Source organism: Pseudonocardia sediminis, assembly GCF_004217185.1.
GTDB lineage: Bacteria > Actinomycetota > Actinomycetes > Mycobacteriales > Pseudonocardiaceae > Pseudonocardia > Pseudonocardia sediminis.
This window is the reverse complement of sequence record NZ_SHKL01000001.1, coordinates 2,215,241-2,232,021: the sequence shown is the minus strand read 5'-3', so window position 1 is coordinate 2,232,021 and position 16,781 is coordinate 2,215,241. Positions and strand designations below refer to the sequence as shown.

Here is a 16,781-nt window from a genome sequence, read left to right as displayed (position 1 = left end):
CGTCGGACACATGGACATCTCCGGAGCCCGCACACTGGTCGTCGGCGCGACGGGGGTGCTCGGCAGCGCGATCGCGACGGCCCTGCAGTCCGAGGGGGCGAAGCTGGCGCTGGCCGGGCGCTCCGGCGACTTCGGCGACCTCGCCGGGACCGACACCCCGACGTTCACCTTCGACGCCCTTGACCTGGAGCGCTGCGCGAACCTCGTGGGCGAGGCCGCGGACGCGCTCGGCGGGCTCGACCTGCTCGTCGTCGCCGTCGGGGTGGCCGGGTTCGGCGAGGAGTCGGAGAACGACGTCATCACCGAGCAGCTCTTCACGATCAACACGATGGCCCCGATGGCGTTCGCCCGCGCCGCCCTGCCCCGCCTGGAGGGCGAGGGCACGATCGCGGTGATCTCGGCGATCCTGGCCGACGTGCCGACGCCGGGGATGGCCACCTACTCGGCCAGCAAGGCGGGCCTCTCGGCGTGGCTGACGGCGGTGCGCGGCGAGCAGCGCAAGAAGGGCGTGACGGTGTTCGACATCCGCCCGCCGCACATCGACACCGGCCTCGCCGACCGTCCGGTCGCCGGGAAGGCCCTGGAGATGAAGGCCGCCGCGACCGTCGACGACCTGGTGCCGCTCGTGCTGCAGGGGATCACGGAGAACAAGCGCTCCCTGTCCTTCGACCTCAAGACCGCGGAGTTCGCGCTGCGCTGATCCCGCCGGGAACGACCGGCCGCGGCGCCGTGCCGGCGCTCAGCACGGCGGCGACGACCGCGATCCCGGCCAGCACCGCGAACACCGGCGGGTACCCGCCGAGCAGCCCGGCCAGGGCGCTGCCGGCCCACGGCCCGACCGCGATCGCGATCATCACCGGCGCCGAGAGCACCCCGCCGAGGCGGCCGTAGAACCCGGTGGGCCAGCGGTCGGACAGCACGGTGGCCTGCAGCAGCGTCATCACCCCGCGCGCGGCGCCGGTCGCCATCGCGACGACGACGAGCAGGAACGCGGGCCCGGGCAGCACCCCGAGCAGTCCGGTCGTCGCCGCCAGCAGGCCGAGGACGATCCCGGCGCGCCCGCGCGGTCCGGTGCGGGAGGCCAGACGGGCGTAGCCGAGCCGTCCCAGCACCTGCCCGATGCCGCTGAGCCCCAGCGCCCACGCCGCGGCGTCCGTCGACAGCCCGCGCTCGATCAGCAGCGGGACCTGGTTCACCGGCACCGCGAACGAGACGAACGCGCCCAGGCTGACCATGGCCACGACCAGCACGAACGCCCGGCTGCGCGCCACCTGGGCGGCCGTGCGGTCGTCGGCCGTGCCGTCGTCGGCCGGCGGCGCGGGCTCGGGCTCCGGCCACGCCCCGCGCAGGCCGACCAGGTGCAGCGGGATCGTCACCACCGCCAGCACCACGGCCAGCACCAGGTAGGTCCCGCGCCAGTCCGTCACCCCGAGCAGGGCCGCGGCGGTGGGTGCGAACACGGTGCTGGCCAGGCCGGCGACCATCGTCAGCACGGTCAGTGCCCGGACCCGGTCGGTGCCCCACCAGCGGGTCAGGGCGGCGAACGCAGGCGGGTAGAGCGTCGCCGACTGCGCCAGCCCGGCCAGCAGCCACCCGGCGACGAACACCGGCAGCGTGCGCGCCGTCGCGACCAGCACGACGGCGGGGACGGCGAGCACCGACCCGGCCGTCATCACCCAGCGCGGCCCGTGGCGGTCCAGTACCCGCCCGACGCCGATACCGGCCACCGCGGACACGATCAGACCGCCCGAGAACGCCGCGGTGACGGTGCTGACCGGCCAGCCGGTGTCGGCCGCGATCGACGGCGCGAGCACCGGGAACGCGTAGTACAGGACGCCCCAGCTGGTGATCTCGGTGATGCACAGGACCACCAGCACCCGCCAGAGTCCGTGCCCCGTCACGCCGAAGACGTTAGCCCACGGCAACTACCAGCTCTACGCGACGACGTCGCGCAACCAGTTCTGCAGCACCGCCGCACCGGCGTCGCCGGACTTCTCCGGATGGAACTGGGTCGCGGCCAGCGCACCGTTCTCCACCGCGGCGACGACGTCCTCGCCGTGGTGGGTCCAGGTGACCAGCGGTGGGCGGATCGCGTGCGAGTCCTCGAGCTCCCAGCGCCGCACGCCGAAGGAGTGCACGAAGTAGAAGCGGGTGTCGGCGTCCAGACCCGCGAACAGCGTGCTCCCGGGGGGCGTCGTGACGGTGTTCCAGCCCATGTGCGGGAGCACGTCGGCCTTGATCCGCTCGACGGTGCCCGGCCACTCGCCGCAGCCCCGGGTGTCCTCGTCGAACTCGACGCCCCGGTCGAAGAGCACCTGCATCCCCACGCAGATGCCGAGCACCGGGCGTCCCCCGGCGAGACGGCGCCCGATGATGCGCGGCCCGCGGACCTCGTTGAGCCCCTTCATGCAGGCGGCGAACGCGCCCACGCCGGGAACGACGAGCCCGTCGGCGTTCAGTGCGGTGTCGAAGTCGGAGGTGACGGTGACGTCCGCGCCCACCCGCTCCAGCGCCCGCTCCGCGGAGCGGAGGTTTCCCGATCCGTAGTCCAGTACGACGATCCGTGTCACCGGGACCAGAGTACGGGCCGCCCCGGACCGGGACCGGACCTCGCCCCGGCGCCTCGCCCGGAGCGTCACACTCCCTGCGGCACATCACCCGTGCGATGAACGGTCGAACCACGCCATGGAGCGGGACGAACACCGTCGGTATACCTTTACAGCGCTTCGCGCCGGTGGGCACGGGGTGTGACACGCCGCGGCACCGGAGGGGCGAACGATGCCACGCACGATCTCCGACCTCGATCTGGTCGGGCACACCTGTCTCATGCCGGACAGCGACGAGCACGCCTGGGAGGCCACCGCCGCGTGGATCGCGGGCGGTCTGGTCGCGGGCGAGCGGGTGGTCTACTTCGAGGACTGCACGGCCGACCGGCTCCTCGAACGTCTCGACGACGACCGCGTCCCGGTCGAGTCGGCGATCGCGGACGGGCAGTTCCAGATCGTGCCCACCGAGCAGACCCGCGCGATGGTGTCCGTGCCGATGGACCAGGTCGAGACGGTGACCGAACAGGTCATCGGCGAGACCACCGCGCAGGGATGGCCGGGGATGCGGCTCATCGGCGAGGCCGCGCGCGGCCGGATGGGCATGGGTCTCGACGAGCTCGTCGCCTACGAGACGGGGATCGACAACGTCCTGAGCAGGAACCCGACCGCGCGGCTGCTGTGCCTCTACGACCGTCAGCAGTTCGACGACGAGGCCGTCGCCGCGATGCGCTCGGTGCACGGCACGGAGTACGCGGCCCCGCCCTCCTACGACGACGGGCTGCTGCGCGTCACCCGGCCGGTCGCCTCGACCCTGCGCCTGGCCGGCGAGATCGACCACAGCAACCGCAGCGTCCTGCGCCGGATGATCGACGGCGCGCTCGAGCAGACGCTGCGCGAGGTCGACGTCCCGGTCGACGTGACGCTGGACCTGGCGTCGCTGCGGTTCCTCGACGTCGCGGGGGCCGTCGAGCTGCTCCGCGGCGCCCAGCAGTTCCCCGCCGAGCAGCGGGTCGTCCTGCGCGGGCCCCGCGCGAGGGTGATGCGGGCACTGAGACGGTGCGGCGCCGAGTCGATCGCGCAGCTGGTCGTCGAGCCGCGGACGCAGACCGACGCGGGTTCGCACCGATGAGCGCCCCGGACGCCACGGGCACCCCGCCGGCCGGCGATCTCCTGCAGCACGCCGTCGGTTTCCACGACTCGCCGGACGACCTGGTCGGACAGATCCTGGCGCTGGTGCGCGAGAGCCGCATGCGGGGCGACGCCGTGGTGCTCGCCCTCGCCCCGGCGACCACCGCCACGGTGCGGGAGCGGCTGGACGCGGCCGAGGACATCGCCATCTGTCTCGACCGGCCGGAGGGTCCCGCGGGACTGTGCGGCCAGTCGCTCGCCGTGCGGTGGTCGCGGCGGCTCGAGGTGCTCTCCGCGGACGGCCCGGTGACCGTGATCGGCCAGCACGACCCCGACTACGACGGCCCGGACGGGCGCTTCTGGACCGACCTCGACGCCGCGGTGCACGTGTCGATGGCGCACCTGCCGATCCGGCTGGTCTGCTTCTACCCGCGGATGCCGCTGCACCAGGTCGTCCTGGACGGCGCGTACTGGCTGCACCCGCTGGTGTGCGTGGACGGCCGGTTGGAGCCCAACCCCGAGCACCGCCCGGTGCGGGAGGTGCTCAGCGCCATCCCGGCCCCGGCGCCCGAGCTGCTCGGCGCACCGCACCACGAGATGGAGCTCGGGGTCGACGAGCTGCCGCGCATCCGGACCCTGGTCGAGACCGTGCTGCGCGAGCGGGACTGCCCCGACGACCGGCTCGACGACGCGATCCTGGCGATCAACGAGGTCGCCACGAACGCCGTCGAGCACGGGCGCGGGCCGGCGCGGCTCACGCTCTGGGCCGAGCCGGAGGGCTGCGTGGCCGAGGTGCACGACCGGGGCGAGCTCGACGACCCGCTGCTCGGGCTCGTCGCGCCGGGCCCCGGCCAGGACCGCGGCTGGGGCCTGTGGGTCGCCCGCCAGGCCAGCGACTACCTGCGGGTCTGGCTGGACGAGGCGGGCACCCACGTCCGGATCCACGTCACGGTCTGAGCGCGGGTCCGTTCTAGAGCGCGCCCTTGGTGGACGGGACGCCGGTGATCCGGGCGTCCGGCTCGGTCGCGGCGCGCAGGGCACGGGCGACGGCCTTGAACTCGGCCTCGGTGATGTGGTGCGGGTCGCGGCCGTCGAGCACCCGCACGTGCAGCGCCAGGTGCCCGTGGAAGGCCAGCGACTCGAACACGTGCTTGTTCAGCACCGTCGGGTAGTGCCCGCCGACGACGAAGCCGCGCATCATCTCCGGCTCGCCGGTGCACACCGTGTACGGCCGGCCGGAGACGTCGACGACGGCCTGGGCCAGCGCCTCGTCCATCGGGATCCAGGCGTCGCCGAAGCGGCGGATGCCCTTCTTGTCCCCCAGCGCCTCGCGGATCGCCTGGCCGAGCACGATCGCGACGTCCTCGACGGTGTGGTGCGAGTCGATCTCGATGTCGCCCTCGGCGTGCACGCTCAGGTCGAACGCGCCGTGCTTGCCGAACGCGTCGAGCATGTGGTCGAAGAACGGGACCTTGGTGTCGATGTCGGTCTTCCCGGTGCCGTCGAGGTCGATCTCGACGACGATCCGGGTCTCCTTGGTGACGCGCTCGATGCGCCCGATGCGGCTCATGAAAGCTCCTTGGTGGCGAGATCGCCTGCGACCTGCAGGAAGGTGTCGTTCTCCTCCGGCGTGCCGATCGTGACGCGCAGGCGCTCGGCGATACCCACGTCGCGGATCAGGACGCCCTGGTCGAGGAAGGAGCTCCAGGCCCGCGGGGCGTCGGCGAAGCGGCCGAACAGCACGAAGTTGGCGTCGCTGGGCACGACGTCGTAGCCGGCGGCGGCCAGTTCGGCCATCACGCGGTCGCGCTCGGCCGAGAGCAGCGCGACCGAGCCCAGCGTGGCCCCGGCGTGGCGCAGCGCGGCCCGCGCGGCGGCCTGCGAGAGCACCGACAGGTGGTACGGCAGCCGGACGAGCTGCAGCGCGTCGACGACGGCGGGCGCGGCGGCGAGGTAGCCCAGCCGCCCACCGGCGAACGCGAACGCCTTGCTCATCGTCCGGGACACCACCAGCTTGTGCCCGTGCGTGCCCAGCAGCGTGGTCGCGCTCGGGAACGCCGAGAACTCCGCGTAGGCCTCGTCGACCACGACGACGCCGGGTGCGGCGTCGACCAGCGCGGCCAGGTCGTCGGGGTCGATCGACTGCCCGGTCGGGTTGTTCGGGCTGGTCAGGAACGTGATGTCCGGGGCGCGCTCGGTCAGTACGCGACGTGCGGCGTCGACGTCGATGCCGAAGTCGTCGCGGCGCGGGGCCGGGATCCAGTCGGTCTGCGTACCCGAGGAGATGATCGGGTGCATCGAGTAGCTGGGCACGAACCCGAGCGCGGTGCGTCCCGGTCCGCCGAAGGCCTGCAGCAGCTGCTGCAGGATCTCGTTCGACCCGTTGGCCGCCCACAGGTTGGCCGCCGTCAGAGACGTGCCGGTCTGGGCGCTCAGGTAGGCGGCCAGGTCGGTGCGCAGCGCGACGGCGTCGCGGTCGGGGTAGCGGTGCAGCTCGCGGGCCGCCTCTCCCACGGCGGCGGTGACGTCGGCGACGAGCTCCGGCGGCGGCGGGTACGGGTTCTCGTTCGTGTTGAGCCGCACCGCGACGTCGAGCTGCGGGGCGCCGTAGGGCGACTTCCCGCGCAGGTCGTCGCGCAGCGGCAGGCTCTCGAGCTCGACCTCGGCTCCGACCGGCGCGCTCATCGGGCGGCACCGCCGAAGCGGGCGGTGACGGCCTGGCCGTGCGCGGGCAGGTCCTCGGCGTTCGCGAGCGTGACGACCTGGTCCGCGACGTCGCGCAGTGCCGCCTCGGTGTACTCCACGACGTGCACGCCGCGCAGGAACGTCGCCGTGGACAGGCCGCCGGAGTGCCGGGCGCAGCCGCCGGTGGGCAGCACGTGGTTCGACCCGGCGCAGTAGTCGCCGAGCGAGACCGGGGCGTACGGACCGATGAAGATCGCGCCGGCGTTGCGGACGCGGGCGGCGTCCGCGCGGGCGTCCGCGGTCTGGATCTCCAGGTGCTCGGCGGCGTAGGCGTCGACGACCGCGATCCCGTCGTCGGTCGAGGAGACCAGGATGGTCCCGGACTGCGGCCCGGACAGGGCGGTGCGGACCCGCTCGGTGTGCTTGGTCGCGCCGACCTGGTGCTCCAGCTCGGCGTCGACCGCGGCGGCCAGCTCCTCGGACGTGGTGACCAGCACCGACGCGGCGTTCGGGTCGTGCTCGGCCTGTGAGATCAGGTCCGCGGCGACGTGCACGGGGTCGGCGCCGGAGTCGGCCAGGATCGCGATCTCGGTGGTGCCGGCCTCGGCGTCGATGCCGACCAGGCCGCGCAGCATCCGCTTCGCGGCGGTGACGAAGATGTTGCCCGGCCCGGTGACCATGTCGACCGGCTCCAGCTCGCCGCCGTCGGTGTCGGTGCCGCCGTAGGCCAGCAGCGCGACGCACTGCGCGCCGCCCACGGCCCACACCTCGTCCACCCCGAGCAGGGCGGCCGCGGCCAGGATCGTCGGGTGCGGCAGGCCGCCGAACTCGGCCTGCGGCGGCGAGGCCACGACCAGGGAGTCCACGCCCGCGGCCTGCGCCGGGACCACGTTCATGATCACGCTGGAGGGGTAGACGGCCAGCCCGCCCGGCGCGTAGAGCCCGACCCGGCGCACCGGCACGAACCGCTCGGTCACGGTCCCGCCGGGCACCACCTGCGTGACGACGTCCGCGCGGCGCTGCTCCTCGTGGACCTTCCGGGCGCGCTCGATGGAGGTCTCCAGGGCGGCACGGATGTCCGGGTCGAGGTCGCGCAGCGCGTTCGTCACCGTCTCGCCGGGCACCCGGATCGACGCCGGGCGCACCTTGTCGAACCTCTCGGTGGCCTCGAGGACGGCCTCGGTCCCCCGGTCCCGCACGGCATGCACGATCGGCGTGACGGCCGCGAGCGCGGCGTCGACGTCGACCTCGGCCCGCGGCAGCATCCCGCGCAGGGTCGCCGGGCGGGGAAGGGGACTGGAACGCAGGTCGAGACGGCGGAGCATGCCCCCAGGGTACGGCCGGGGACCGACAAGATCGTCTCCGGCGGTGGGAGGTCACCCCGGCGATACCCGAGCCGGGAGAAACTGTCGGTGGGTGCGCCGATGCTGTCACCAGGGTGCTGGCACGCTGTCGGCCGTGGCGACACCTCACATCGACGGCGTGCAGCGGCGCCACCGGCTCGTCACCCGCCACCGGCTCGCCGCCGCGCACCGCACCGACGACGTCCTGCGGATCGCCGACGACCTGGTCGCCCTGCACTCCACCGACCCGGTGAGCGTCTACCTGTCCGCCGCGGCGCGGATGGCGACGCCGTCGCTGGACGCGCTCGACACGGCGCTCTACACCGACCGCTCGCTGCTGCGCCACCACGCGATGCGCCGGACGTTGTGGGTGTTCGGCCACGCACACACGCGCCTGGCCCACCACGCCGCGACCGTCGACGTCGCGGCGGTGCAGCACCGCAACCTGCTCGCCCAGCTCGCCGCAGGGGGCATCACCGACCCGGCGGGATGGCTGGCCGGTGCCCGCGCGCAGGTGCACGAGCTGCTCGTGGCGCAGGGCCCGATGCCGGCCCGCCAGGTGGGCCTGGCGCTGCCGGAGCTCGCCGCGACGTCGATCCCGATCGGGCCGGGCGTCTACCCCGGGCATGCGCGGACGCTGCTGGTGATGGGGTTCGAGGGCGAGGTCCTGCGCGCCCGCCCGACCGGGACCTGGATCAACGGCCAGTACCGCTGGGCCGCGGCACGGGACTGGGTGCCCGGCGGCGTCGGCGAACCCCTGGACCGGCGCGTCGCCGCGGCCGGGCTGGCCCGGGCCTACCTGCGGGCGTACGGCCCGGCGACCCGCGACGACCTGAAGTGGTGGGCCGGGTGGACGGTCGCCGTCACGAAGGCCGCGCTGGCCGACGTCGGCGCCGTCGAGGTCACGGTCGAGGACGGCACCGGGTACGTCCTGCCCGACGATGTCGGGGAGGTGGACGATCCCGGTCCGTCGGTGGCACTGCTCCCCGGTCTGGACCCGGCGACGATGGGATGGAAGGCCCGCGCCTTCCACCTCGACCCGGGGATCGTCGGCGAGATGTTCGACCGCAACGGCAACGGCGGGCCGGCCGTCTGGGTGGACGGCCGGATCGCCGGCGGCTGGGTGCAGCGCCGCGACGGCGAGATCGCGGTCCGGATGCTCGCCGACGTCGGGACCGAGGCCCGCGACGCCGTCGACGCCGCCGCGCACGCGCTCCGGGAGCTGCTCGGCGACGTCCGGTTCAGCGTCCGCTTCCCCGCGCCGATGCAGGCCGGTCTCCTGGCGTGAGCCGGTGAGGTCGCGGCCCACGGCCCGACGGATGAGAGTGGAGCCGTGACCGTCACCCACCCGGCAGAGCTGGCCGGGCACGACCTGCACGGGAGCTGGACCGCCGCACCCGGGCCCGGGCCCCGCTTCGACCCGTTCTCCTTCGCGCAGCGGATGGGGGCCTACCGGTCGCTGATCGAGGCGACGAACGACGGCGGGCGCTTCGGTGCCGACAACCGGGGCAACCCGCTCTGGGGCCTGATGTTCCAGCACCAGTGGCAGTTCCGGACCGGACGGCTCGGACCCACCTCACGCGACGACGGACGGATCGACCCGGCCGCGCCGTGGGGCTACGGCAACTACGTGCTGTGCGTGGTGCCCTGGCTGGGCGCGGTCGCGGCCGGGACGGTGCCGGACGCACGACTCGCCGGCCCGGACGGACCCACCCCGTTCGACCACGCCCGCGGCGGCCCGGGTGGATCCCGGTACGTCCCGGCGGCCCTGCACCCGGGGGTGGCGGACTGGCGCGCCTACTTCGAGCTGGTCGCCGCGACCCCGCCCGGCGGCGACGACGAGCCGCTGCGCTCGGCGCTGTGGAAGGCGCACAAGACGTGCCTCGACGTCGTGGCCGCGCAGCTCACCCGCGACGACGTCGCCGCCTTCCACACGCCGCAGGAGACGGAGTTCCTGCGCGGGTGGTGCCGGATGGTCGACTTCCTGTGGGCCGCGGCGTGGCGGACCGACTTCGACTCGATGACCGACCACGGCCTCGACGTGCTCCCCGAGCGGATGCTGGGTCCCGGCGACGTCCCGGGTGCGCAGTCCGACCTGCCGGGGAAGGTCCGCCGCAACGTGCGCAGCGTGCTCGGCCTGGCCCGGACCACGGACCGCCGCTACGCGGTGAACCTGTGGCTGTGGCGGCGGATCATGCGCACCCGCGAGGCCCGCGACGACGTCCTGCCGCTGCTCGACGCGGTGTTCGACCGCCGTCGCGACAACCGCGCACAGCAGCTCCGCCTGATCCGCCACCTGCTGCGACCGTGAGGGGTACCGGGCTCAGAGCTCGCCGGTCAGGAACTGGGCGCGGCCGTGGCCGAACGACCAGTCCTCGTCGGTGTTCTCGGTGATCGTGACCAGCAGGTCCTCGGGCCGCAGGCCGCACTCGCGCTGCAGGGACGCGGCGAGCCCGCTGTAGAACGTCTCCTTCGCCTCCCGGCCGCGGGGGCGCGACGTCACCTGCACGACGAGCACGTCGTCGGTCCGCTCGAACCCGAGACCGGTGTCCTGCACGACGAGGTGCTCACGCGGGTGCTCGTGCACCACCTGGTAGCGGTCGCGCTGCGGCGTACCGAACGCCGACACCATCTCGGCGTGCACGGTGTCGAGCAGCGTCGTGAGCTGCTCGGGGGTGCGACGACCGGCGACGGCGTCGATGCGGATGAGGGGCACGGGGACTCCCGGGGCTGGCTGGATACGGACCCCGCGGCACTACCCGCTCCGGTGCCGGCCCACCCGTCATCGCGGCGCACCTCACGCGCGGGGCACGGTCACACCCCGGACGCGGTGAGCTCCCCCAGCAGTCGCAGGGTTCGCTCCCGCTCGGCCGCGGTGCCCACGAGGCTGACGTTGACGTCGGTCGCGCCGATCTCCGCGTAGCGGGCCAGGCCGTCGGCGATCGCCTGCTCGTCGCCGGTCACGGCCATGCCGCCGGCGTCGTCGAAGCCGTCACGGTCGAGGGTGGCGCGGTACGACGGCAGTGCCGCCAGGGCCGCGTACTCGGCCGCGATGTCGCGGCGGACCCGGCCGGGGTCGTCGCTGACCGCGACCGGGATCCCGACGACGACCCGGGGCGCGGGGCGACCGGCGCCGGTCGCCGCCGCGGTCAGCGCCGGGACGACGTGGTCACCGATCGTCCGCGGGCCGGCCAGGAACGTGATCGTGCCCCCGGACCGCTCCCCGGCCAGGCGCAGCATCACCGGCCCGAGCGCGCCGAGGATCGTCGGTACCGGGAGCGTCGCGCCCGGAACGGTCGTCGACGCCGCGTCCGAGCCGACCCCGTGCGAGCCCGGCACGGACCGTCCCTCCAGGATCGGCAGCAGGACGTCGAGGTGCGCGCGCAGGGCGGCGACCGGCTTCGAGAACGGGATGTCGTAGACCTCGATCAGCCCGGGGTGGCTGACGCCCAGACCCAGCGTGAGACGCCCGTGCGTCGCGGCCTGCACGGTCTGGGCCTGCGCGGCGAGCACCCGCGGGTGCCGCGGCTGCACCACGACGACCGACGCGCCGAGCTCGATGCCGGGCACCTCGCGGCCGATCGTGGCGTAGGCGGTGAGGGTGTCGAGGCCGTAGTTCTGCGGCATCCAGACCGTCGGCAGGCCCGCCGCGGCGACGGCCTGCGCCCGCGTCACGAGCTCGTCGACCACGTTGTACCCGTGCCCCTGAGAACCGGGACCCGGGGAATCCGGCAGCCCCGCGGCGATGTTGACTCCGATACCGATCATGGAGCCAGACTGCGGGATCGCCCCGCACCGGACCAGGAGCGTGTTCATGGTGGTGTCAGAGGTGACAGGCTCGCTCGGGGCGGCCCGGCGGCGCGAGCTCGGGGCGTGCCTGCGCTCCTACCGTCGCCTCCTCGGGCCCGAGTCGGTCGGCCTGCCGTCGACGTCGCGGCGGCGCACGCCGGGCCTGCGGCGCGAGGAGGTCGCGGCGCTGTCCGGCGTCGGCCTGTCCTGGTACACGTGGCTCGAGCAGGGCCGGGTGAGCGCGTCCGACCACGTCCTGGACTCGGTGGGGCGGGTACTCGGCCTCGACGACGTCGGCCGCGGGCACCTGCGGGCGCTCTCACGGCCCCGGTTCGACGAGCCGGACCCGGACGCGCCCGCGTCGCTGCGTCCGTTGCTCGACAGCTGGCCCTCGAGCCCCGCGGTGCTGCTCGACCACCGTCTCGACATGGTCGACGCCAACGACGCGTGGGCCCGGATCTGGGGGCACCCCGGCGAGCGCGCACCGAGCCACCGCAACGTGGTCCGGCAGCTCGCCGTCGAACCGGGCCCCGCGGTCGGGGACCCGACACGGCTGGTCATGTCCGTGGCGCGGCAGCTCCGGATGGCGTCGGACCTGCACGCCGGGGACCGGCGGATCGCCGAGGTGCGCGACATGCTCCGCGAGGACGCGCCCGAGCTGGGCCCGGTCTGGGACTGCCGGGGCGTCGGTGCGTTCGACGCCCCGGCGCTGACGCTGCAGGGCCGCCCCGTCCGGGCGCACCTGCTGCGCCCGACGGGCGGGCCGGACGCGTCGATCCTCGTCCTGGTGCCCGTGGGGTGATCACCGCGACCGGCGGGAACGCGACAGATGTGTCGCGTTCCCGCCGGTCGTGACGATCACGGACGCAGGTCCAGCCCCAGGTCCAGCGCCGTCACCGAGTGCGTCAGCCCGCCGACCGAGATGAAGTCCACCCCGGTCGCGGCGTACTCGGCGGCGTTGCCGAGGACCAGCCCGCCGGAGGACTCCAGCAACGTCCGGGCACTGCCCCGGCGGCGCACCGCCTCCGCGGTGTCGGCCGGGCTGAAGTTGTCCAGCAGCACCAGCTCCGCGTCGAGCGCCAGCACCTCGTCGAGCTGGTCCAGCGAGTCGACCTCGACCTCGCACGGCAGGTCCGGGGCCAGCTCCCGGGCCGCGGCCAGCGCCGCGGACACCGACCCGGCGGCCGCGACGTGGTTGTCCTTGATCAGCACGGCGTCGCCGAGCCCGAGCCGGTGGTTGACCCCGCCGCCGCAGCGCACCGCGTACTTCTCCAGCAGCCGCAGCCCCGGCAGCGTCTTGCGGGTGTCACGGATGGCCGCGGGCGTCCCGGCGACGGCGTCCACCCAGGCCCGGGTCGCGGTGGCGACGCCGGAGAGGTGGCACAGCAGGTTCAGCGCGGTCCGCTCGGCGGTCAGCAGCCCGCGGACCGGGGCCCGCACCGCCAGCGCAGGCGCACCCGGGACCAGCGCGGACCCGTCGGAGAGTGCGGTCAGGACCTCGTAACCGCCGGCGCCGAGCACCTCGTCGAGCACCGCCGTCGCGACCGGGATGCCGGCCAGGACGCCCGCGGCGCGCGGGGTGAACTCGCCGACCGCGACCGCGTCGGCGGGCACGGTGGCCGCGGTCGTCGCGTCCGGCCCGTAACGCAGGTCCTCGTCCAGCGCGGTGCGCACGACGCGGGCCAGGTCGTCGGGGTCGGGGACGCCGATCTCGGAGACGCCGCCCACCCCGGCCGCAACCCGAGCGGTACTCATGTCTCCTCCGCGGGACCGAGTGCGTCGTCGGTACTCACGCCACACCCGCCATCGCGTCGCGGCCGACGACCGGCAGCCCGGCCTCGTCCAGGGTGATCACCAGGCTCTCCCGCTGCCACACGTCGTCGCGGCCGGGGAAGTCGGTGCGGACGTGGCAGCCCCGGCTCTCCCGGCGTGTCCCGGCGGCGGCGAGGACTCCTTGCGCGAGCAGCGTCAGCGCCGCGTCCTCGACGCCGGCCCGGTCGATCGGGACGGCCGTCGACGTGGCCTGCTCCACCGCGTCCGAGGCGGCGGCGAGCCCGGTGGCGTCGCGCCCGATCGCGGCGCAGGTGCTCATCGCACGCTGCACCACACCGCGGTCGGCGATCGCGACGGCCGGGGCAGGCGAGATCAACTGCGGCGACGCCGGACGCGGCAGCGCGCGGTCCTCCAGCACCGCGCGGACCACCCGCTCCCCCACGACGAGCCCTTCGAGCAAGCTGTTCGACGCGAGGCGGTTGGCCCCGTGCAGGCCGGTGCGGGCCACCTCACCGGCGGCGTAGAGCCCCGGCACCCGGGTCCGGCCGTCGGTGCCGGCGACGACGCCGCCGCACGCGTAGTGCGCGGCCGGGGTCACCGGGATCGGGTCGGTGCGCGGGTCGATCCCCACCTCGGCGCACGAGGCGGACACCGTCGGGAAGCGCGCGGCGAAACCCTCCAGGCCGGTCGCGTCGAGGTACATGCAGTCCGCACCGGTCTCGGCCATCCGCCGCGTGATCGCGGCCGCGACGACGTCGCGCGGGGCCAGGTCGGCGAGCGGGTGCACGCCGGTCATGAACGCGTGCCCGGTCCGGTCGCGCAGGATCGCGCCCTCGCCGCGCACCGCCTCGGTGACGAGCGGACGGCGGCCCACCGCGGGTCCGGTGTAGAGGACCGTCGGGTGGAACTGGACGAACTCCAGGTCCGACGCCGACGCCCCGGCCCGCAGCGCGAGCGCGACCCCGTCGCCGGTGGAGGTCTCCGGGTTCGTGGTGCTGGAGTAGAGCTGCCCGTACCCGCCGCTGGCCAGCAGCACCGCCGGCGCGCGCAGCAGGCCGGGACGACCGGCGTCGTCGAGCACCGACAGTCCCCCGACCCGCCCGCTCGCGTCCCGCAGGGCGTCGACGGCGACGCACCCGGTCAGGACGGTGATCTCCGAGTTCACCGCGGCGGCGACCAGGGCGCGCTCGATCTCCGCGCCGGTCGCGTCACCGCCGGCGTGCACGACCCGGAACGCCGAGTGCCCGCCCTCGCGGGTCCTCTCCAGCCTCGTGCCGCGCGCGTCGAAGAGGGTGCCGCGCTCGCGCAGCCGCCGGACCGCACCCGGCCCGGCACCGATGATCTCGGCGACGGCGGTCTCGTCGTTCAGCCCGCCGCCGGCGGCCATCGTGTCCGCGACGTGCGCGCCCACCGAGTCGCCGGCGATGTCACCGAGGACGACGGCGACGCCACCCTGCGCCCACCGGGTGCTGCCGGCGTCGATCGCGTCCTTGGTGACCACGACGACCCGCAGCCCCGCCCGCACTCCGTCGAGCGCCGCGGTCAGCCCGGCCACACCGGACCCGACGACCACGAGGTCCGCGCTCGCCTCCCAGACGGTCGTACTCATTCCCCACCACCTCCGGGCTGACCGATCTCGATCATGCGCTGCACGGCGGCCCGTCCGCGCTCGGCCAGCTCGGGCGCCACGTGCACCTCGTCGGTGCCGTCACGCACCGACCGCAGCAGCGCCTCCGGGGTGATCATCTTCATGTAAGTGCAGGACGCGCGCTCGTTCACCGCGCGGAAGTCGACGTCCGGTGCGGCCTTGCGGAGCTGGTGCAGCATCCCGATCTCGGTGGCCACCAGGACCGACTTGGCGCCGGTCGCGCGGGCGGCGTCCAGCATGCCGCCGGTGGAGAGGATCTTGACCCGGTCCGCGGGCACCGCGCCGGTCCCGGCCAGGTAGAGCGCCGAGGTGGCGCAGCCGCACTCCGGGTGCACGAACAGCTCGGCGTCCGGGTCGGCCTCGGCCTGCGCGGTGAGCTGCGTGCCGCTGATGCCGGCGTGCACGTGGCACTCACCGGCCCAGACCTGCATGTTCTCGCGGCCGAGCTCCCGGCGGACGTGCGCGCCGAGGAACTGGTCGGGCAGGAACAGGACCTCCTTCTCGCGCGGGATCGAGTCGACGACCTCCACCGCGTTCGAGGAGGTGCAGCAGATGTCGGTCTCGGCCTTCACCGCGGCGGTGGTGTTCACGTAGGACACGACGACGGCGCCGGGGTGCTCGGCCTTCCACTCACGCAGCTGGTCGGCGGTGATCGAGTCGGCCAGCGAACAGCCGGCGCGCTCGTCCGGGATCAGCACCGTCTTCTCCGGGGCGAGGATCTTCGCGGTCTCGGCCATGAAGTGCACGCCGCAGAACACGATCGTCGACGCGTCCGACGAGGCCGCGATCCGGGACAGGGCCAGCGAGTCCCCGACGTGGTCGGCGACGTCCTGCACCTCGGGCACCTGGTAGTTGTGCGCCAGGATCACGGCGTCGCGCTTCCGGGCCAGGGCGCGCACCTCCTCCGCCCACTCCGAATCCGGTCCGTGGAGCCCCGTGTCCGGAATGTCCACCGTGGCCTGCGTCGTCAGCGTGCTCGCGCTCATCGTCGTCCTCCCGGGACGTCGTCGGGTTTTCGCCTACTGAGCGGAAACTAGTCGGATCGTAGCACCGGCGAACGGCTGCCGACACCGTTCGCGTGTTCCGCGCCTCACTTCGGCGTAACCCGGACGACACCCGCCCGGCGGCGGCGGGCCCCGGCCGCGGCGCCTCTACGCTCGCGCCATGCCCACCCGCCCGACCGAGCACGAGGTGCTCGCGGCCGTCCTGCAGATCCGCTCCGAGCGGCTGCGCGTGCTGGCCTGGCAGCGGGCGATGGAGCCGGACGCGGGACGGTGGGCGCTGCCGGGCGGGCGGCTGGGCGACGACGAGGACGTCGAGTCCTCGGTGCGCCGCCAGCTCGCGGAGAAGGTCGACGTCCGCGAGGTCGCCCACGTCGAGCAGCTCTCGGTGTTCTCCGACCCGCTGCGCACCGGCACCGGGGCACGCCTGATCGCGACCGCGTTCCTGGGGCTGGTGCCCTCCGACGCCGACCCGGCCGTGCCGCCCGACACCGCCTGGCACGACGTCGACGACCTGCCGCGGACCGCGTTCGACCACGCCGGGATCGTCGACGTCGCCCGGGACCGTCTGCGCGCGAAGCTCTCCTACACCAACCTGGGGTTCGCCCTGGCCCCGGCGGAGTTCAGCATCTCGGCGCTGCGCGAGCTCTACGCGACGGCGCTGGGACACCCGGTGTCGGCGACCAACCTGCAACGGGTGCTGACCCGGCGCGACCTGCTGTCCCCGACCGGGGCGGTGGCTCCCCCGGGACGGGCCGGGGGCCGCCCGGCGGCGCTGTTCCGGTTCACCGACCGCACGCTGCGGGTCACCGACGCGTTCGCCGTGCTCAGACCGCCGGGCGTCGCGGCCCGCCCCGTACTACCGTGA

The 16,781-nt window shown here is 74.4% G+C and carries 17 protein-coding genes; 7 read left to right on the top strand and 10 right to left on the bottom strand.

Annotated elements, in window-relative coordinates; all coding sequences use genetic code 11:
• Positions 1–10: 10 nt before the first annotated feature.
• Positions 11–700 (top strand): SDR family NAD(P)-dependent oxidoreductase, encoded by a 690-nt coding sequence (locus EV383_RS10400; RefSeq protein WP_130289723.1) that lies wholly within the window; start codon positions 11–13, stop codon positions 698–700.
• Here the strand turns inward: EV383_RS10400 and EV383_RS10395 are convergent.
• On the bottom strand, positions 672–1,901 hold the full coding sequence (locus EV383_RS10395) for an MFS transporter (protein WP_242623005.1): 1,230 nt from the start codon (positions 1,899–1,901) through the stop codon (positions 672–674). The two genes, EV383_RS10400 and EV383_RS10395, sit on opposite strands and share 29 nt — an antisense overlap.
• 33 nt (positions 1,902–1,934) lie before the next feature.
• On the bottom strand, positions 1,935–2,570 hold the full coding sequence (hisH, locus tag EV383_RS10390; protein ID WP_130289722.1) for an imidazole glycerol phosphate synthase subunit HisH: 636 nt from the start codon (positions 2,568–2,570) through the stop codon (positions 1,935–1,937).
• A 208-nt stretch (positions 2,571–2,778) separates the two neighbouring features.
• Between hisH and EV383_RS10385 the strand changes: the two genes are divergently transcribed.
• Together EV383_RS10385 and EV383_RS10380 are read left to right on the top strand one after the other, a co-directional pair.
• Positions 2,779–3,675 carry an MEDS domain-containing protein gene (locus EV383_RS10385; RefSeq protein WP_130289721.1) on the top strand — a complete coding sequence of 299 codons (897 nt, stop codon included), beginning with the start codon at positions 2,779–2,781 and terminating at the stop codon, positions 3,673–3,675.
• Positions 3,672–4,631, top strand: a complete 960-nt coding sequence (locus EV383_RS10380; RefSeq protein WP_130289720.1) for an ATP-binding protein — start codon at positions 3,672–3,674, stop codon at positions 4,629–4,631. Before EV383_RS10385 ends, EV383_RS10380 begins: the two co-directional genes overlap by 4 nt.
• A 13-nt stretch (positions 4,632–4,644) precedes the next feature.
• Here EV383_RS10380 and hisB read toward each other — a convergent pair whose 3' ends face one another.
• The 3 genes from hisB to hisD are packed head-to-tail and all read right to left on the bottom strand — an operon-like array spanning position 4,645 to position 7,684.
• Positions 4,645–5,244 carry an imidazoleglycerol-phosphate dehydratase HisB gene (gene hisB, locus EV383_RS10375; RefSeq protein ID WP_130289719.1) on the bottom strand — a complete coding sequence of 200 codons (600 nt, stop codon included), beginning with the start codon at positions 5,242–5,244 and terminating at the stop codon, positions 4,645–4,647.
• Positions 5,241–6,359: a histidinol-phosphate transaminase gene (locus tag EV383_RS10370; protein ID WP_130289718.1), complete on the bottom strand. Its 1,119-nt coding sequence runs from the start codon at positions 6,357–6,359 to the stop codon at positions 5,241–5,243. The genes hisB and EV383_RS10370 overlap by 4 nt, the downstream gene beginning before the upstream one ends.
• Positions 6,356–7,684 (bottom strand): histidinol dehydrogenase, encoded by a 1,329-nt coding sequence (gene hisD, locus EV383_RS10365; protein ID WP_130289717.1) that lies wholly within the window; start codon positions 7,682–7,684, stop codon positions 6,356–6,358. Before hisD ends, EV383_RS10370 begins: the two co-directional genes overlap by 4 nt.
• Positions 7,685–7,817: 133 nt before the next feature.
• On the opposite strand from hisD, the gene EV383_RS10360 reads away from it, so the two are divergent.
• Both EV383_RS10360 and EV383_RS10355 read left to right on the top strand, forming a co-directional pair.
• On the top strand, positions 7,818–8,990 hold the full coding sequence (locus tag EV383_RS10360; RefSeq protein ID WP_165438297.1) for a winged helix DNA-binding domain-containing protein: 1,173 nt from the start codon (positions 7,818–7,820) through the stop codon (positions 8,988–8,990).
• Between the two features lie 45 nt (positions 8,991–9,035).
• A complete protein-coding gene (locus tag EV383_RS10355; protein ID WP_130289715.1) occupies positions 9,036–10,013 on the top strand; it encodes a Leg1-related protein in 978 nt (325 codons plus the stop codon).
• A 12-nt stretch (positions 10,014–10,025) separates the two neighbouring features.
• Here EV383_RS10355 and EV383_RS10350 read toward each other — a convergent pair whose 3' ends face one another.
• Both EV383_RS10350 and EV383_RS10345 read right to left on the bottom strand, forming a co-directional pair.
• Positions 10,026–10,418: a tautomerase family protein gene (locus EV383_RS10350; RefSeq protein WP_130289714.1), complete on the bottom strand. Its 393-nt coding sequence runs from the start codon at positions 10,416–10,418 to the stop codon at positions 10,026–10,028.
• A gap of 98 nt (positions 10,419–10,516) precedes the next feature.
• A complete protein-coding gene (locus EV383_RS10345; RefSeq protein ID WP_130289713.1) occupies positions 10,517–11,470 on the bottom strand; it encodes a TIGR03564 family F420-dependent LLM class oxidoreductase in 954 nt (317 codons plus the stop codon).
• Positions 11,471–11,516: 46 nt separating this feature from the next.
• Between EV383_RS10345 and EV383_RS10340 the strand changes: the two genes are divergently transcribed.
• On the top strand, positions 11,517–12,293 hold the full coding sequence (locus tag EV383_RS10340; RefSeq protein WP_207223484.1) for a helix-turn-helix domain-containing protein: 777 nt from the start codon (positions 11,517–11,519) through the stop codon (positions 12,291–12,293).
• A gap of 56 nt (positions 12,294–12,349) precedes the next feature.
• Here the strand turns inward: EV383_RS10340 and nadC are convergent, their stop codons facing one another.
• From nadC to nadA, 3 genes are read right to left on the bottom strand one after another with little or no spacing between them, the layout of a single operon-like run.
• A complete protein-coding gene (gene nadC, locus EV383_RS10335) occupies positions 12,350–13,246 on the bottom strand; it encodes a carboxylating nicotinate-nucleotide diphosphorylase (RefSeq protein WP_130289711.1) in 897 nt (298 codons plus the stop codon).
• 34 nt (positions 13,247–13,280) lie between these two features.
• Positions 13,281–14,873: an L-aspartate oxidase gene (locus tag EV383_RS10330; protein WP_130289710.1), complete on the bottom strand. Its 1,593-nt coding sequence runs from the start codon at positions 14,871–14,873 to the stop codon at positions 13,281–13,283.
• Complete coding sequence (gene nadA / locus EV383_RS10325) at positions 14,870–15,898, bottom strand: quinolinate synthase NadA (protein WP_130289709.1); 1,029 nt, start codon at positions 15,896–15,898, stop codon at positions 14,870–14,872. The genes EV383_RS10330 and nadA overlap by 4 nt, the downstream gene beginning before the upstream one ends.
• 178 nt (positions 15,899–16,076) lie before the next feature.
• On the opposite strand from nadA, the gene EV383_RS10320 reads away from it, so the two are divergent.
• Complete coding sequence (locus EV383_RS10320; protein ID WP_130289708.1) at positions 16,077–16,781, top strand: NUDIX hydrolase; 705 nt, start codon at positions 16,077–16,079, stop codon at positions 16,779–16,781.

What these genes read in the sequence shown, in the direction of transcription:
- EV383_RS10400 (WP_130289723.1), top strand. Translation starts at nt 11, where the DNA reads ATGGACATCTCCGGAGCCCGCACACTGGTCGTCGGCGCGACGGGGGTG.
- EV383_RS10385 (WP_130289721.1), top strand. Translation starts at nt 2,779, where the DNA reads ATGCCACGCACGATCTCCGACCTCGATCTGGTCGGGCACACCTGTCTC.
- EV383_RS10380 (WP_130289720.1), top strand. Translation starts at nt 3,672, where the DNA reads ATGAGCGCCCCGGACGCCACGGGCACCCCGCCGGCCGGCGATCTCCTG.
- hisB (WP_130289719.1), bottom strand. Translation starts at nt 5,244, where the DNA reads ATGAGCCGCATCGGGCGCATCGAGCGCGTCACCAAGGAGACCCGGATC.
- EV383_RS10370 (WP_130289718.1), bottom strand. Translation starts at nt 6,359, where the DNA reads ATGAGCGCGCCGGTCGGAGCCGAGGTCGAGCTCGAGAGCCTGCCGCTG.
- hisD (WP_130289717.1), bottom strand. Translation starts at nt 7,684, where the DNA reads ATGCTCCGCCGTCTCGACCTGCGTTCCAGTCCCCTTCCCCGCCCGGCG.
- EV383_RS10345 (WP_130289713.1), bottom strand. Translation starts at nt 11,470, where the DNA reads ATGATCGGTATCGGAGTCAACATCGCCGCGGGGCTGCCGGATTCCCCG.
- EV383_RS10340 (WP_207223484.1), top strand. Translation starts at nt 11,517, where the DNA reads ATGGTGGTGTCAGAGGTGACAGGCTCGCTCGGGGCGGCCCGGCGGCGC.
- nadC (WP_130289711.1), bottom strand. Translation starts at nt 13,246, where the DNA reads ATGAGTACCGCTCGGGTTGCGGCCGGGGTGGGCGGCGTCTCCGAGATC.
- EV383_RS10330 (WP_130289710.1), bottom strand. Translation starts at nt 14,873, where the DNA reads ATGAGTACGACCGTCTGGGAGGCGAGCGCGGACCTCGTGGTCGTCGGG.
- nadA (WP_130289709.1), bottom strand. Translation starts at nt 15,898, where the DNA reads ATGAGCGCGAGCACGCTGACGACGCAGGCCACGGTGGACATTCCGGAC.
- EV383_RS10320 (WP_130289708.1), top strand. Translation starts at nt 16,077, where the DNA reads ATGCCCACCCGCCCGACCGAGCACGAGGTGCTCGCGGCCGTCCTGCAG.